This window comes from Citricoccus sp. GCM10030269 (assembly GCF_042665635.1).
Lineage (GTDB): Bacteria > Actinomycetota > Actinomycetes > Actinomycetales > Micrococcaceae > Citricoccus.
The window spans coordinates 1,064,720-1,081,027 of sequence record NZ_JBHTCV010000005.1 but is presented as its reverse complement, the minus strand read 5'-3'; the positions used below and the strand labels follow the sequence as shown (position 1 = coordinate 1,081,027).

Genomic DNA, 16,308 nt, shown 5'->3' with positions numbered 1-16,308 from the left:
TCCTGCTGGGTCATGCCGTCACCTCATCGCTGTTCTGGTCTGCGGGGTCTCTGGTGTCTTTGCCGTCCCGGTCCTGCCTCTCCTGCCTCGGCTTGGCTCGTGAGGGCGCGAACTGGGCTCGCAACCGTGGGTCCACGAGGCCGTAGACGACGTCCGTGAGGATGTTCACCACGATGATCACCACCGTCAGCAGGATCACCACGCCCAGAATCACCATGTTGTTCTGGCGGTTGATGGCGTCGATGAACAGCAGGCCCATGCCGGGCCAGCCGAAGACCCGCTCGACCAGGACCGAACCGGCCAGGATGAATCCGAGGCTGTAACCGGACACCGTGACCATGGGCAGCAGAGCGTTGGGCAGCGCATGGCGCCAGAGCACCTGCGAGGAGGACAGCCCCTTGGAGCGGGCGGTGTCCACGAAGTCCTGGCCGAGGGACTCGATCATCGAGGAGCGCATGATGCGGGTCTTGTACGCCAGCTCGGTGGTGGCCATGGTGATCACCGGAAGCACCAGATACTCCAGCTCGATGCCGGGCATCCCGTACGAGCTCTTGCCCTGAGTGGGGAACCAGTCGAGCCAGATGGAGAAGACCAGGATCAGCAGCATGCCGAACCAGAAGTTGGGTACCGAGAACAGGCCGACGGAGCCGCCGGAGATGCCGCCGTCCAGCCACCGCTTGCGGGTCCGAGCCGCGATCGAGCCGAGCACGATGCCGCCCACGGTGGAGATCAGGAAGGAGGGGACCGCCAGGGCCAGGGTGTTCCCGGCCCGATCCAGGATCAGACCCAGCACCGGTTCGTTGTTGGTTCCGAAGGAGTACCCCAGGTTTCCACTGAGCACATTGCCCAGGTACCGGAAGTACCGCTCCCACACCGGCCGGTCGAGGCCATAGGCCGCCGTGATCTGCTCCCGGAATGCCTCGGAGAGCGGAACGTCTCCGACGAGAGTCTGGATCGGATCACCCGGTGCCATCTCCAACAAGAAGAACAGCACGGTGATCACGGCTATGAACAAAATGAATGACGACAGCAATAATCTGCCGTAGTGGATCAGTCGAGCCTTCATCGGCATCTCCTCGGCGGTGGTCCTCGGCCGGTCCTGGACAGGCGCGTTTCTGCACAGCTCTGCGCAGTGCTACATAGCAGCAGGCCGCCCCAGCCTGTCGACTGAGGTGGACCTGAGCCGTCCGGACCGGGTGTCCTCACAGTCTGGGGGAGGTGTGACGCGGGCCACTCAAGCCCTTCCATGCGTTGGAAAAGCTGGACTGGCCGCGGCGGTCGACCGGGCAGTTCACTGTGCTGTATCACGACGCCTCAGTGCGGCTGGCCGTGCGTCTGGCCGCGTCCGGATACGCCAATTCGTGCCGATCCTGACCGCTCGCACGTATTATCCGCGCGAGGGGCCAGGATGGGCACGAATAACGCGGCCGCCGCACCGCCGCGGGGCAATGGCCGTGGAGGGGAGAGAGGTAGCCGGGGCTAGGCCAGTCCGGCCTGGACTCGGTTGAACCTGATGGTGCGCTGGTCCAGAGTGGGGCGCTCGATGCGGGCCCGGGAGATCCGATGTGCCGTCGCCCGGACCAGGTCGGCCAGGCAATGGGGCTCGGGATTCTTCAGGGAGTAGATGGCTCCCACGGCCACGTCCACCGTCCCGGTCGCATCCGGCACCGGTGCCCCGAGTGAGCCGGCTCCTGGGGCCAGGGCGCCGTCGGTTCGGATGAAGCCGTCGCGCCGGCCCCGTTCGAAGGTGGCGCGTAGATCCTCGGGCCGAGCACAGGTCCTCTCGGTGTACCGCTTCAGGGGCTTGGTCAGGTACTCGTCTTGCTCCTCGGCGTCGGCGTAGGCCAAGAGCACCAGACCCGTCGCGGTGGCGTGCAGGGGCAGCCGCCCGCCGATTCTGTTCTGTCCCGTGTAGTTCGGGTGTGCCCGCAGCGCCTCAAGGTACATCACGTCGTCCGCCTCGCGGACGGAGAGGTTCACGGTGAGGCCGGTGCGCTGATGCAGCTCCACCAAGTGGGGCAGGGCCAGCTCTCGGATGCGCAGGTCCTCCGTGGAGGCGCTGGCCAGCGCCAGGATCTTCCGGCTGAGCCGGTATCGGCCGTCTTCGTCGACGTCCAGACCGCCCCACTCCAGGACCTCGTGGGCCAGGCGATGAGTGGTGGTCAGGCTCAGGTCGGCACGCCGGGCGATGTCGGACAGGGTCATCGGCTCGCCACGATCGCCGAAAGCATCGAGCAGTGACAGGACGCGAGAAGCGGCCGTCCGCTTCGGAGCCCCGGTCGGTGCGGCCTGGAGTCTGCTGCGTACGCTGTTGATATCGACGGGACGGTGCTTCATGGTGCCGAAAGATTACCGCCCGATGCCGGGGATGTCAGCGAACTTCCATCACCCGAAACCTCATTTCAGGGCAGATGATCAGGACGACGAGCCGGCCTGCCCGGCATTCGGCGCCACGGTGCCGCCGCCGTCCACGGGAAGCACTTGACCGGTGATCCAGCGGGCCGCCGGCGTGCAGAGGAAGTGGGCCGCCGAGGCGATGTCCCAGACGTTCCCCTCCTTCTGCATGGCCACGCTCCGAGCACGGAGTTCGCGCCGCTCCTGGGTGAGACCTCGGGCGGCGAACGCTCCCCAGATCATGCCCACCCGGATGCAGTTGACGCGGATGCCCCGGGGCGCCAGGGTCGCGGCCGCCCCCACGCAGAGCTTCTCCAACGCCGTCTTGGCCAGCGTGTACGGCAATCCGGGGCCGCGACCCTCGACGGCGCCCGAGGAGACGTGGATGATGGCGCCGCCGTCGTTCATATGGGGTTGCACGGCGCGCATCAGCAGCAGGGCGGTGCCCAGATTCACGTCAAAGGCGCGCTGGTAGTCCTCCATAGTGGTCTCGAAAATGCCGGTGATACCGCCACCGCCCACGGAATTCCCGACGACGTCGATCCCGCCGAACGCGTCAAGCACCCGGTCCGCTGTGGCCAGGACGTCGGCCTCGTCCGTGAGGTCGACCGCGAAGGCCTGGGCTTGTCCACCGGCGTCTTCGATGGCCTCGACCGTCCGCTGGGCGGCGTCGGTATCGCGGTCTAGCACCGCGATCCGGGCGCCGGCACGGGCGAACAGCCACGCCATGGCGAAACCGACCCCGCCCTCCGGTCCGCTCAATCCGCCGCCGGCGACCACCGCGGTCTTGTCCTTCAACCAGGGAGTGAGTTCGGCTTGGGCGATCTCATCCTGAACGGGGGCGGGCCAGGTCTCAGTGGTGCTCACAGTGGGGTACTCCTCGGGGCGGGTGTGTGGGTGCACAGGGGCATAGGTGCGGTGACGACGGGTGATGGAACGTGCTGAGGGAATGTCAGTGGATCGGGAAGGCCCGGCCCGACCACGTGCTGAAGACCCGGACGACCATGGAGATCGCCGCATTGGGCGAGCCGGCGACCAGAATCGGCAGGTTGGTGGCGGTCGGCTCGGCGAGCACCGGGTGGAAGTGATCCGGATCGAAGGGGCCGAAGGGGCGGTCACTCAGGCCCTTGCCCACGCGGGACAGCTCGGCCTCCGTCCGTCCGGATCGACGAGCCAGCCAGGTGCGAACGTCGTCGCGGGACATCCCCGCGTCCGCCAGTGCTTGGGCGTGGGCGGGGTTCATCACGATCACCGCGGAGCTGTTCCGGAAAATCCACGGGCCCATCCGCTGCAGAGTGTCGGCGAAGTCCTCCAAGAGTTCGTCGACGGTGCGGAAGGACCGGTTGTCGATGAACTCGCTGGTGCGGACCAGCATCACGCTGACCGCGTCCTGCCCCGAGGCGACGCCGGCCTCAGTGCTGTGCGGTTCCCAAGGACTCGACTCCTCATCCTCTCCAAGACACATCGTCCACCGTCCGGGGACGCCCTGGGTCGCCTGCTCGAGTTCCTGGGGCACGACCCCGAAGCCATTGCGGACGGTCAGGCCGAGGGCCCGGGGGATGGTCATATTGGCGCGAAAGCCCGGACCGAACACTCCGCCGGTGGAGTTGATGCCGAGCCGGTGGCGAATGGGTCCGTTGACCATCACCAAGGGAGCGGGGCCACTGGTGGACTGCCACCCGCCGCCGCGCGCGGAGCGCTCGTGGGACAAGGCTTCCCACGCGCTCAGGACGACGGGCAGATAGTCGGGGCGGCATCCCGCCATGGCCGCATGCAGGGCGATGTCCCGCACGGTGGCCACCCGGTCCAGCTGCGGCAGGCCGGCCAGGATCTCCTCCGGGTCACGATCGGTGTGTTTGAGGAACTCGTCGACCACGGCCTCGGTGGCCGGCAACACCGGCAAGCCATCCGACCAGCCACGCTCGAACAAGTACTCGGCCACAGCACGAGCGACCTCCGGATTCAACAGAGCCTCGGGTACGGAGGTGCCGTCCGCTCCGGACGTGGAGGCATCGCGTGCACGGAGCCCCGCGAGTTCATCGGCCGAGACAGGGGCGTGCGATGCGCTCATGCGGCCGCGCCGACGACGCCGACGAGCTTGCCACGCACCTCAGAGGCCAAGACTCGGCCGCGGTCGGTGATGTCCTGAGCCGTGAGATTCGCGATGGGGTGCGGCATCAGGAGGAAGTCGTAATCCTCGTGACCCTTGATCCTGGCCATGGCCCGGGAGGTGACCTCGAAGGCCTCGGTGCACACCACGGCCGCAGGAATGCCGCGAGCCTCCAGAGCGATCCCATCGGCGACGGCGGCCGCACTGCAGGAGCCGCAATCGCCGATGCCGATCACCACGGCGTCGCACTCCTCGGTGAGCCGAGCCATCATGTCCTCGGACAATGGCATGGCGAAGTCCTTCTTGGTGAAGCGGGTCAACTCGGCGTGGTCCTCGGTGGCGAACACCGCACCGACCGCGTCGAGCAGTTGCGCAGCGTTGCGCTTGGTGTTCTCCAACAGACCGATCCGCAGTCCATCGAGACTGTCGATGCGCCTCGGCTGGATCGCCGCCGGGGCGTGCCGGCTGGCGGACGTGGTGTGGTCTGGGGTGCCGGCGTTGGCGTCGGCGCTGCTGAGGGTCGGGTCAAGGATTCCAGCGGTCATGGCGCTCCTCCGTCCTCGCGGCCTCTGCCGCGGTCTCGTTCGGCCACTATGTCCCCGCGAGCAGCCATCCTGCGTCGGTGATTCCACGCGACGGAAAGTGGACCCGGCAGCACCCCCGCGGCCCGAAGCTGAGCAGGGGCGGACTCTGTGGAAGAATAGGGGGCTGGTCCCCCGTTGACCGATCCGCCCTGGTGTAACGGCAGCACGCCGGCCTTTGGAGCCGTGCAGTATAGGTTCGAATCCTATGGGCGGAACTGTTGCGCCGTTGTCCAGCGACTGCCGTCCACGGCTCATGGCCTAGCCGTCGCCGAGGTTCGACCTCGCCGGCAAATATGACTCTCGGTGAGGACACCCTTCCCCTTTGCCGGGGTGATCCATAAGATCTGACGCTAGGGTGTATTCCCCCTTTTTCGGCCGTATCCCCCTGCGGCCAGTCCGGATCCCCCTCCGGTTTGTGCTCCCTTTTGTCTCTGTCTGGCATCTTTTCGATCCCCTCACCATCCCCTCAATCGATCTATCTCGAGGCCCCGGCATGCACTCGTCTCATACTCAAACCGCACTCGCTCGCACCGATCTCACCCGCTCATCGACCGCTACATCGACGACCACAGCACCCGCCCCCGCATCGACGACCACAGCACCCGCCCCCGCATCGACGACCACAGCACCCACCACCGCAGGAACCACAACGCCGACCACGTCAGCCATCTCTGCGCCCGCTCCAAAGACCTCACCCCTGGATCTGACGTGGTTGGACCCGGGCAGCGACGGTCGCTGGATGGAGACGCCTCATGAAGCGACCCGCGCACTGGGGACGATCCTCAGTGGACGTGGCCCGGGCGGGGCCATTCTGACCGGAGAGGTCGGCGACCGCCGCGAGACGATCGAAGCTGCCCTGGCCGACGTCTCACCGGAGCGCTCCATCTACCGACTCCACGGCAGCCCCTTCGCCGCCGCGACCGACTACGGGGCGCTGTCGATTTTGCTCTCCGGGCTGGCGGAGCCGCCGGCGCCCACTCTGCACGGCATGGTCCGGTCCCTTGCGGAGTTCTTGCGTCCGGCTCATGAACCACCGGCCATCGTCATCGTCTCTCACCCAGACCAGATCGATGCGGGCACCATCACGGTGCTGACCCAGTTGGCTCAGATCAATCGCCTCACCCTGGTGGTGCACTGTGACCGGCCGACGGACCTTCCGGTGGATCTGGCGGCGCTGATGCGTTCTGGAATACTCGCGGGCATCACGGTCCGGCCCCTGACCCCCACTGCGGCTCAGAGCCTGTTGGACGAGATCGTCGGTGGCTCCGTGTCCCGGTTCGCCGCGACCATTCTGTGGCGGCACAGTGAGGGGTCCGTCAGTCGGCTGCGTCAGCTGGCTCTTGACTGCATGAGTTCGGGCAAACTCCGCCGCACGGACGCCTGCTGGGTCATGGCTCCGGGTCCGCTGCCACGGCCGGTATCCGGTGGGCTGGCTTCCATGCTGCTCAAGGACGTTCCACCCCGGCAGCGAGCTCTACTGGAGATGCTGTCGGTGTGCGGACCGATGCGCATCAGCGACCTCATCCACACGGGTTACGCCACGGAGATCGACGAACTGCACCGCGACGGCGCCCTTGAGCTTCGCAACGACCACAGCGGTCGGTTCGCCCAGGTCTCCGCGGCGCAAGCGGCCGAAGTGCTGGCGGCCATCGAGCCGGACCGTCGCCGAGAGTTCGATTCCACCCTCGAAGCGCTCGACCCCGGCTATCTCGGAGTACTGCGCCGAGCCGACGAACTGGTGGCCAACGGGAACGTCCATGAGGCGGTGTCCTTGTTCACGGAAGCCCGCTGGACCACGAAATCACGCTCGGACGCGAGCAGCCTGACGGCTAACCGGCCCGCTCTGCGCCATCTGGCCTGGGCAGAGGCCCGTGCTCGGATCGCCGTGGGCGATCTCGAGGGGGCCGAATCGGTGGTGCAGAACTCTCCAATGGTCGGCTCGGCCTCTCTGCACGTCCTGGGAGCCTGCGTCGCGCTGGCTCGTGGGGACCTGCGTCAGGCCCAAGCGCGCCTGGACCTGGTCCCGTCCGAACATCATCCAGAGCTCCTTGGAACCCATGGCCCCGGCTTCACCAGCGAGGCCATCCGCTGCCGCGCTCAGCTCACCCGCGCAGAGGTCTTGGCCATGTCCGACGACCAGAGCGGCGCTCTGGAGATCATCGGGTGGCTGGACCGGGAACTCAGCGGCTTCCGGACCCGAGGCATTGTCAATGATGTGGTCAGCAGCTTCGAGCGGGCTTTGTTCGCCGAGTCCATGATGGCCATCCTGCTCGTCAGCGGACACCTCAAGCCCTGTTGGGATGTCGCCGAAGCCGTGATCGACGGGCGGCACGGCAATGCCCACGCGGTCCAGTTCGCCGACCTCGTTCTGGCCACCATCGAGGCCTTGACGGGTCGGCTCGACCGAGCGGAGGAACGGGCCCGCCGGTTGGTCGCCCAGCTCGAAGTGGTCGGCGATCCGCACGACCTGCAGTTGGCCCGTGCCGTCACCGTGTTCTGCAGGGCCCGTCGGCACGACGGCGGCGCTGTGGAGTCCTCCCAGATGCTGGACGCCCAGCTCGGTGGCCACCTGGGCCAGTCGGCGGATCAGTCACTGGGTCGGTTGGGCTGGCTGGCTGAACTGCTGTTGGCCTATTCCGCAGGTGACATTCATTCGGACGAGGCCCGTACCGCACGGATGCTGGCCCTCGCCGACCGTGCCGGGACCGACGGTGTGTATGCGGTCGAGTTCGCCGCTGTGGCCAGCGCCTTCGAGTTCGGCGACCTGCGACTGGCCCCCCGGCTGGCCGACGTCGCGGCCTCGACGCAGACCGCCTACTCCGGGCCGAACCTGCTGCTGGCACGGTCCGTGCTGGAGCGGGACCAGGACCTGCTGATCCAGGGTTTGGAAGGCCTGGCCGCAGCCGGGTATCCCGGCCATCTCGTCCAACTGGACAGCGAGCTGTTGCGGGACCTCCCGCCGCAGGTCCTGCGCCGGATCGGTGATTCCGTCCCTGCAGTGCCGGGCCGGCGTCCGGACGCGCCGGACGTTGACGCCGATACTGCCGATCCGGTGTGGATGAGGGAGTTGACCCGGCGCGAACGGGAGATCTCCCGCTTGGTGGTGGAGGGCAAGACCAACGCGATGATCGCTCGCGTCAGCGGTATCTCGATTCGAACGGTCGAGGGACACCTGTACCAGATCTACGCGAAACTTCAGCTCAAGGGCCGCGTCGAGCTCACCCGGTTGGCCGCCGCCCACGCATCCAGTCGGCAGGTGCCATGACGGCGCAGAAGTCCGGTCGAATGGCCGAAGCCAGAGTTCTGCCCCGCAGCACGCCGGATGTCTCAGCACTCGTGGAGGTTCTTGAAGGCGACCACTATGCCGGCGCGGTGGTCCTCGGGGGACCTGGGATGGGCAAATCGTCCCTGGTGCAGACGGCACTGGCCCTCACTGACCGAACCTCGGACGTGCTCTCAGTGCAGTGCAGTCTGAACCTGCGAGAGGTGTCCTACGGGGCGCTGTCACCACTGCTGACGGCCCTGCCCGAGCTCTCAGCGCCGGTCGAGGTGCTGCGTGCCCTCCAGCAGTTGGGTGCCCAACCGGTCATCGTCGTCATCGATGCCCAGTTCCTGGACGCGGCCAGCGCCTTCGTCCTGGCCCAGTTGGTGCAGAACCGTGCTGCGAAGCTGGTGGCCATCGGCAGCGGATCTCTCGGGCGGGAATCAGGGATCGCCGCTCTGGCGGACACCGGAGTGCTCAGAACCATTCACCTGGAGCCGGCCGACCCACAGCGCGTGCGCCGCCAATGTGAACAGATACTGGAAGGTCCCCTCACGGAGGGGACCGTGAAGACGATCCACGGGATGACCGGAGGCAACCCCAGACTGATCAATGCCTACCTCGCCTCGGCTCGGGAGCAGGGCATTCTGGTACGTGCGCCCGGGGGAGCGGTGCTGCCAGGCCGGCCGGCGCCGTGGATCCTGCTGGAGCCCGCCCCCGACCCGGATGCCCGCTTGATCGACACGGTGGAATCGATGCATGCCACCTTGTTACCGGGAGAACGGGAGACGCTGGACATCGTGGCACTGGCCGGTCAGCTCACCCGGGGCGTGGTGCGCGCGGTGACCGGGGAGCACGTCCAGGGACTGTTGGCGGCGGGATTCCTCCGGGAGACTGGCCATGACTCCGTGGGGCTGGCTGCGGCCATCCACGCCGAAGTCCTGCGGGCGTGCATTCCTCCGGGACGGAGTGTGGCTCTGTTCAATCGATGGCGAGCCGTGGGCGGAAACGCGCCGGAGTACCGCACTGCGCGCAGCGTGCTCTGGGCTCTGGAATGCGGACACGTCCTTCCGGTCGAGACGATCATCGATGCGGGCTACCGTGCCTTGCAGCTCAAGGATTGGCCCACGGCTCGTGCTCTGGCCCCGGCCCTGGCAGAGGATCGCAGCCCTCGGGCCGCACTGTTGATGGCAGAACTGATGTTGATGGGCGGACGCACGTGGGCGGGCCGGACGGAGCTCGAGAATCTGGCCGTCCGATCGGTGGACGCAGACTTCACCGTTGAAGTGCTTTCTCTTCTGGCAGTGGAACACGTGCGTAGCGGGGAAGTCGCGGAACCCGGGAAGGCACTGCCGATGCTGATCTCCCGCATGCTGGCGAAGCATCCAGAGCCGACGGTGATGGACGGCCCTGTGGCGGGCGTCGTCGAACTCCTCGTGGACGATGGCACAGTCGAACAGAGGGACTCCCTGCTCGACGCCTGCAAGCGGGCTATGGACGATCCGGCCACGTCGGACGGCATGCGAGTCATCATGCTGCTCTTGCAGTCTGACGTTCTGGCGATGAAGGGACGGGCGACGTCGGCGATGCCGGCAGCTATGGAGGCCTATGACCGGGCCTCGGCCGCCCCCAAGCTCTCGGCACGATTCGGCCTTCACGCGCTGGTGCAGTTGGTCATCGGCTATTTGGTGAGCGGACACCTGGAGGAGGCGACTCGTGTTCTCGAAACTCAAGACGACCTGGAACCACGTCAATGGCACCACCGCTCCGGCACTGTCCTGGCGCTGCGGGACCTGGTGGAGTCCGCAACTGGACAGCCGGCCCACGGGCCTCGTCGTCGCGAGGACGCCGTCATCGAATTGCGTGCCTCCGACCCGTGCCAGCTACTGCCGTTCGTAGAGGCGCTGCTGGCCCCGGACCTGGCAGCATTGACGGTTGGCGCGCCGAATCCCACCGTGGAGGAACGTGCTCGCCAGCCGCAGTACGGTGCCCGGAGCCGGTGGTTGCTGGCGTTGGCCCGCTTCAGCATTGTGGAGGAGCTCAACGCGGACGCGGCGGGAGAGGATATCCCGATGTGGCGTCGCATCCTCGACGATCCGGCCTTAGAGATCTTTCCCGTCATCCGCCAGGAGATCCTGTACTCGGCAATCCTGCTCCGGGATCCATTGGCGGTGGACCGAACGCTGCTCGAGGAACTGCATGCGGTAGCCGCGGTCACCGAAGGGCCACGGGCCACCGCCATCGCCCGGGTTATGGATCCCGCATTGGGGCAGGACCCTCGGGCCTTGGCAGCGGCGGCCGAAACGACGACGGCGGAGGGCCAACTCCTGCCCGCAGCGTTGTGCTGGGCTCGCCTGGTGTTGGTGCACCATCAGGCAGGCGACCTCCGTCGTCGCGGCGAGGTACTGCGCCGGCTGAAACGCTTGCAGAACCAGGCCGGCGTGGTGTTTCCGCCGTTCGTGGCCGGAGCCATGGCCTTGGGTGAGCTGACCGCCCGGGAACAGGAGATCGTCGACCTGGCTGCCCGCGGTATGAGCAACGCCGCCGTGGCCGATCAGCTGTTCGTCTCCCAGCGGACCGTGGAGGGTCACCTGTACCGGGTGTTCACGAAGCTCGGCATCACGGACCGGTCCGAACTGCGCGACCTGCAGTACTGACGGGCACAGACCAGTACTGACAGGCACTGACCAGTACTGACGGGTACCGGTCAGTACCGGTACTTCGCGGGTAGGGCGGTTTCGGTGCGGCACACGGGTAACCGTAGGGAGCCGACAGGTACCTCGCACGTGCTTCCCGGGAGCGAATCGAGTACGCCGATACGGGTGTGGAACGAGCGGTGGCGAACCTACGCTCGAGGTGTCCGAACGGGTTGTCCATCCCCGGCAACCCACCTCGGGGACCAGTCGCCACGCTCATGGGCGGGTCCCCCACCAACCCCCGGTGGGAGTTCTCCATGCACGATGATTCTTTTGCCGCGCGCCGGCACGGGTCCGGGATCTGACCATGTCCCAGGCCCTCGAGCGCGTAACCGTCCCCCCGCACGACAGCGAACCGCCGTTCCGTGCACCGTCTCCGTCCACCGTCTCCGCAGCTGGTGCAGTGTCTTCAGCTGGCCCAGCCTCTTCCGCACCTGCGGTCGCGTCAGCATCGCGCACCGCCACGTACTGGCGTGACCGCTACCGCCGCGGCGTCCTGCTGACGGACGTCACGGTGGTGGTTCTCGCCAGCGCCCTGGCGGGATACGTCTCCATGCAGGCGTTCACCGACCCGGACCGGCCGGCCGTCGTCGTCGCTGGAGTCGTGGTGGTCCTCTGGACCATCCTGCTTCAGCTGTTCCGTACTCGCTCACCACGCGGTATGGCCGTCGGCTCTGCAGAGTACAAACGCGTGATCGATGCCACGGCCGCCACCGCCGGCGTGTACGCCATCCTGGCTCTGCTGATCGATGGCATCGGTGGCCGGTATTACCTGTTGATCGCTTTCCCCGCCGGATTGGCCGGGCTCCTGGTGAACCGGTGGCTCTGGCGGACGTGGCTGCACCGGGGCCGCATCCACGGCCGGGCGCTGTCCGACGTCGTGGTGGTGGGCCAGTCGGCCGACGTCCGCTATGTGCTGCATCAGATCGAGCGGAAATCCGGGGCTGCCTACAGGGTTGTCGGCGTTGTCCTGGATGGCCCCGCCCCTACCGGAGATGCCGAAAATGCCGAAGAAGAAGCAGGCATCGACGCGCTGGCGCTCCACGCGCCGAGTTTCATGGGCACCGCGCAGGTCAATACCGCGGTGGATCGGCTGCGCGCCGACGCGGTGATCGTGGCCGGGCAGCTCTCCGGTGGCAGCCGCACGATTCGGGACCTTGCCTGGTCGCTGGAGGAATCCAAGACCGAGATCATCCTGGTGTCTTCTCTGACCAACGTGGCCGGTCCCCGGATCAGCGTGCGCCCGGTCGAAGGTCTGCCGTTGATGCATGTGGAGCAGCCGACCTTCGACGGGGGCCGACACCTGATCAAACGGACGATGGACGTCGTCGTCGCCGCGCTGGCCCTGGCGGTGCTCTCGCCTCTCTTCGCCGTCCTCGCCGTGCTCATCCACCGCGATTCGCCCGGGGGAGTGTTCTTCACGCAGACCCGCATCGGCCGGCGAGGCCGGCGATTCCGGATGTACAAGTTCCGCACCATGCGGGCCACGGCAGAGGACGAAAAGCAGGAACTGGTCACCGGCAACGACGGAGCGGGGCCGCTGTTCAAGCTCAAGGACGACCCTCGCGTCACGCGGATCGGAAAGGTCCTGCGGCGCCATTCGCTGGATGAACTTCCTCAGTTCTGGAACGTCCTGCAGGGGGACATGTCCTTGGTCGGCCCCCGGCCTCCGCTGCCGGCGGAGGTGGCCACCTATGCGGGGCACGAAGGCCGCCGTCTCTACATCAAACCCGGGCTGACCGGGCTGTGGCAGATCAACGGCCGCTCCAACCTGGGGTGGGACGAAAGTGTCCGCCTCGATCTGTACTACGTCGAAAACTGGTCCGTCACGGGCGATCTGCAGATCATGTGGCGCACCTTCAAAGTCATGATCCAACCCGAAGGAGCGTACTGATGAGTATCGCCGCCGACGCCACCGTCCATCCCGCCCTCCGCGTCGCCGTAATCGGTGCCGGCTACTGGGGGCCGAACCTCGCCCGCAACTTCGCCATGAGCACCGACTGGGAGCTGGTCGCCATCTGCGACATGGACCAGGAACGGGCCGTGGACCTGTCGCGCAAGACGGGCAACCCGGCCGTGGTCGCCTCCGTGGACGAGCTGCTGGCGAAGCACGACGTCGACGCGGTCGCCATCGCGACGCCGGCCCGCACCCACTACCCGATCGCCATGCAGGCCATCGCCGCCGGCAAGCACGTAGTGGTGGAGAAGCCTCTGGCGGACACCAGCGAGAAGGGTCTCGAGATGGTCGAGGCCGCCCGGGCGGCAGGCACCATTCTGATGGCGGACCATACGTATTGTTACACGCCGGCCGTCATCAAGATGCGTGACCTCATCGCCTCCGGCGAGCTGGGGGAGATCTTGTATGTGGACTCCGTGCGCATCAATCTGGGGCTCGTGCAGCCGGACGTGGATGTCTTCTGGGATCTCGCCCCGCATGACCTGTCCATTCTCGACTTCATTCTGCCCGGAGGTCTGGAACCGCTCTCGGTCTCGGCCCAGGGTGCAGATCCGCTGCGATCGGGGAAGGCCTGCGTCGGGTACCTCGGTTTGCCTCTGGCCAACGGCGCGTTGGCACACATCCATGTCAACTGGCTCTCACCAACGAAGATTCGCCAGATGGTGGTCGGGGGCAGCAAGAAGACGCTGGTGTGGGACGACCTGAACCCGCAGCAGCGGCTGAGCATTTTCGACCGCGGCGTGGACCTGGGACGTCAGGAACAGGTGCTCGGGGACGCGGCCTCCCGCAAGGGCGCGGCCATCTCCTACCGCCTGGGCGACACGTGGTCTCCGGCGCTGTCCGAGTTCGAACCGCTGGGACTGATGGTCTCGTCCTTTGCCGGAGCCATCCGCACCAGCCGGCCCGCCCCCACTGATGGACGCTCCGCCCTCCGCGTGCTGTCCGTCCTGGAAGCCGCCAGTTCCAGCCTGGGCGCCGGTGGAGCCAGGACCTCCGTGGGTGAGTCCGCCAGGACGGCGGTGGTGGACGCCGTGACTGCCCGACATATGACGGTCCAGGCCCAGACTTCAGCACCTGTGGAGGCAGCACTGTGAACTCTGACCTGAACGGAGCCAGAATCGTTGTGACCGGTGGTGCCGGATTCATCGGCAGTCATCTCGTGGACGCGTTGCTCCGCGATCGTGAACCGGTATCCGTGACGGTGGTCGACACGTTGATCAACGGCACGGAAGACAACCTGTCCCAGTGGGCAGACGATCCGCGGCTGACTCTCCGCGTGGCCGACATCCGCAGCCGGCGGGCGATGGATGAAGCCATGGCGGGGGCCGACGTCGTCTTCCACCTCGCTTGCCTGGGTGTGCGGCACAGTCTGCATGCGCCGGAGGAGAACCACGCGGTCAATGCCGAGGGATCCCTGACCGTCGGACTGGCCGCCCGCGATGCCGGCGTGCGACTGCTCGTGCATGTCAGCAGCAGCGAGGTCTTCGGCACCGCGCAGTACGCACCGATGGATGAACGGCACCCGACGTGGCCGGAGACGGTGTACGGCGGTGGCAAGCTTGCCGGGGAAGCGTATTCCCGGGCCATGTACCGCACCTATGGTCTGCCGGCGATCGTGGCCCGCCCCTTCAACACCTACGGACCGCGGAGTCACCACGAGGGGGACAGCGGAGAGATCATCCCGCGGACAATCGTGCGCCTGCTGAACGGCAGCGCCCCGGTGCTGTACGGCGACGGGGAACAGACGCGTGACTTCATGCACGTGCAGGACACCGCTGCCGGACTGATCTCGTTGGCCGAGTGCGCCGACGCTGTGGGCGAGACGGTCAATCTCGGCACCGGACTCGAGGTCTCCATGAGGAGGCTGTGCGAGGTCATCGCCGCTGCCGTCGGGCGTCCGGAGGTGACGCCCGTCCAGCTGCCGGATCGTCCCGGGGATGTTCGCCGACTCGTCGTGGACCACCGCCGAATGACCGAACTGACGGGCTGGAATCCTCAGGTCGACTTCTCCGAGGGCATCGCGGATCTCGTCGACTGGTTCCGCGCTTGCGGCAGGTCGCCCGAGGACCTGATGGCCGACGTCGCCGCGACGAACTGGTCTGGAACGGCGATCCCGGCATGAGCGAACGCATCAACGTGATGAAGCCCTGGCTGGGCCCGGAGGAAATCGAGGCCGTCTCCCGGGTCATCGCCTCGGGGTGGGTGGCCCAGGGACCGCGGACCACCGAATTCGAACGTGCCTTCAGCGCCGCCCATGAGGTCTCGCACGGAGTGGCCACTTCGTCCTGCACCACCGCGTTGCACCTCGCCCTGGTCGTCGCCGGAGTGAAGGCCGGTGATGACGTGATCGTTCCGTCGTTCTCCTTCATCGCCACCGCGAACGCGGTGACGTATCTGGGAGCGCGTCCGGTATTCGCCGACGTCGACCTCCTCACGGGAAATGTCACCGCCGACACTCTGGGAGCGGTGCTGACCCCTCTGACGACCGCTGTCATTGCGGTCGATCAGGGTGGGATGCCCGTGGATCTGGATCCCATCCGCGACCTGTGCGACCGCCACTCGCTGGCCCTGATCGAGGATGCGGCCTGTGGTGCCGGATCGACGTACCGGGGACGGCCCGTCGGCGCAGGGGCGGACGTCACGGCCTGGTCCTTCCATCCGCGCAAGATCCTCACCACCGGCGAAGGAGGGATGCTCACCACGGACAACCCGGAATGGGCTGCCCGCGCCCGCCGACTGCGTGAACATTCCATGGACGTTTCCGCGGCCGAACGGCATACCTCCATCCTCCCGGTCCAGGAGAGCTATCCGGAGGTCGGCTTCAACTTCCGGATGACGGATCTCCAGGCCGCGATGGGACTGGTCCAACTGGGAAAGCTGGCGGAGATGGTCCGGCGGCGGCGCGCCCTGGCGAACGATTACCGAGCGGTCCTGTCCACGATGCCCGGGCTTCGGTACATCACCGACCCGGACTACGGCACTTCCAACTTCCAGTCCTTCTGGATCGAGGTGCTGCCGGACTTCCCCCTGAACCGGGAAGAGCTGCTCGAATGGCTGGCGACCGACGGCATCTCGGCCCGTCGCGGCATCATGGCAGCCCATCGTCAAGGAGCATATGCCGGGCATTCCGGTGTGGTGACGGCTTTGCCGGTGACGGAGCGGCTGACCGACAACACCCTGATCCTGCCCGTCTTCCACGCCATGACGGAGAGCGAGCACCGACAGGTGACCGACAGTATTCGGGCGGCGTCCGAGTCTCCCCGCACTGTGAGGCATCGCTCCACGCCCATCGGGTGCCCGTGACC

The 16,308-nt window shown here is 66.9% G+C and carries 11 protein-coding genes and 1 tRNA gene; 7 read left to right on the top strand and 5 right to left on the bottom strand.

The window, feature by feature from the left end; all coding sequences use genetic code 11:
• Positions 1 to 10: 10 nt before the first annotated feature.
• The 5 genes from ACFQQD_RS12045 to ACFQQD_RS12025 all read right to left on the bottom strand — a co-directional run bounded on the left by ACFQQD_RS12045 (position 11) and on the right by ACFQQD_RS12025 (position 5,049).
• Entirely contained in the window at positions 11 to 1,066 is a 1,056-nt protein-coding gene (locus tag ACFQQD_RS12045; protein ID WP_378089634.1) for an ABC transporter permease, read from the bottom strand.
• Between the two features lie 413 nt (positions 1,067 to 1,479).
• Positions 1,480 to 2,337 carry an IclR family transcriptional regulator gene (locus ACFQQD_RS12040; protein WP_378089631.1) on the bottom strand — a complete coding sequence of 286 codons (858 nt, stop codon included), beginning with the start codon at positions 2,335 to 2,337 and terminating at the stop codon, positions 1,480 to 1,482.
• A gap of 78 nt (positions 2,338 to 2,415) precedes the next feature.
• Positions 2,416 to 3,261 carry an SDR family NAD(P)-dependent oxidoreductase gene (locus ACFQQD_RS12035; RefSeq protein WP_378089629.1) on the bottom strand — a complete coding sequence of 282 codons (846 nt, stop codon included), beginning with the start codon at positions 3,259 to 3,261 and terminating at the stop codon, positions 2,416 to 2,418.
• 85 nt (positions 3,262 to 3,346) lie between these two features.
• Positions 3,347 to 4,465 (bottom strand): hypothetical protein, encoded by a 1,119-nt coding sequence (locus tag ACFQQD_RS12030; RefSeq protein WP_378089627.1) that lies wholly within the window; start codon positions 4,463 to 4,465, stop codon positions 3,347 to 3,349.
• Positions 4,462 to 5,049 (bottom strand): UGSC family (seleno)protein, encoded by a 588-nt coding sequence (locus tag ACFQQD_RS12025; RefSeq protein ID WP_378089625.1) that lies wholly within the window; start codon positions 5,047 to 5,049, stop codon positions 4,462 to 4,464. The genes ACFQQD_RS12030 and ACFQQD_RS12025 overlap by 4 nt, the downstream gene beginning before the upstream one ends.
• Positions 5,050 to 5,231: 182 nt before the next feature.
• Between ACFQQD_RS12025 and ACFQQD_RS12020 the strand changes: the two genes are divergently transcribed.
• The 7 genes from ACFQQD_RS12020 (at position 5,232) to ACFQQD_RS11990 (ending at position 16,306) form a co-directional block, all read left to right on the top strand.
• Positions 5,232 to 5,303, top strand: a tRNA-Gln gene (locus ACFQQD_RS12020).
• Positions 5,304 to 5,827: 524 nt separating this feature from the next.
• Positions 5,828 to 8,353, top strand: a complete 2,526-nt coding sequence (locus ACFQQD_RS12015; RefSeq protein ID WP_378089623.1) for a LuxR C-terminal-related transcriptional regulator — start codon at positions 5,828 to 5,830, stop codon at positions 8,351 to 8,353.
• Positions 8,350 to 11,007, top strand: coding sequence for a LuxR C-terminal-related transcriptional regulator (locus ACFQQD_RS12010; RefSeq protein WP_378089621.1), 2,658 nt, complete (start codon positions 8,350 to 8,352; stop codon positions 11,005 to 11,007). The genes ACFQQD_RS12015 and ACFQQD_RS12010 overlap by 4 nt, the downstream gene beginning before the upstream one ends.
• Before the next feature lie 442 nt (positions 11,008 to 11,449).
• Positions 11,450 to 12,940 carry a sugar transferase gene (locus ACFQQD_RS12005; protein ID WP_378089619.1) on the top strand — a complete coding sequence of 497 codons (1,491 nt, stop codon included), beginning with the start codon at positions 11,450 to 11,452 and terminating at the stop codon, positions 12,938 to 12,940.
• A complete protein-coding gene (locus ACFQQD_RS12000) occupies positions 12,940 to 14,097 on the top strand; it encodes a Gfo/Idh/MocA family protein (RefSeq protein ID WP_378089617.1) in 1,158 nt (385 codons plus the stop codon). The genes ACFQQD_RS12005 and ACFQQD_RS12000 overlap by 1 nt, the downstream gene beginning before the upstream one ends.
• A complete protein-coding gene (locus ACFQQD_RS11995; protein ID WP_378089614.1) occupies positions 14,094 to 15,125 on the top strand; it encodes a dTDP-glucose 4,6-dehydratase in 1,032 nt (343 codons plus the stop codon). The genes ACFQQD_RS12000 and ACFQQD_RS11995 overlap by 4 nt, the downstream gene beginning before the upstream one ends.
• Entirely contained in the window at positions 15,122 to 16,306 is a 1,185-nt protein-coding gene (locus ACFQQD_RS11990; RefSeq protein ID WP_378089612.1) for a DegT/DnrJ/EryC1/StrS family aminotransferase, read from the top strand. Before ACFQQD_RS11995 ends, ACFQQD_RS11990 begins: the two co-directional genes overlap by 4 nt.
• Positions 16,307 to 16,308: the final 2 nt, after the last annotated feature.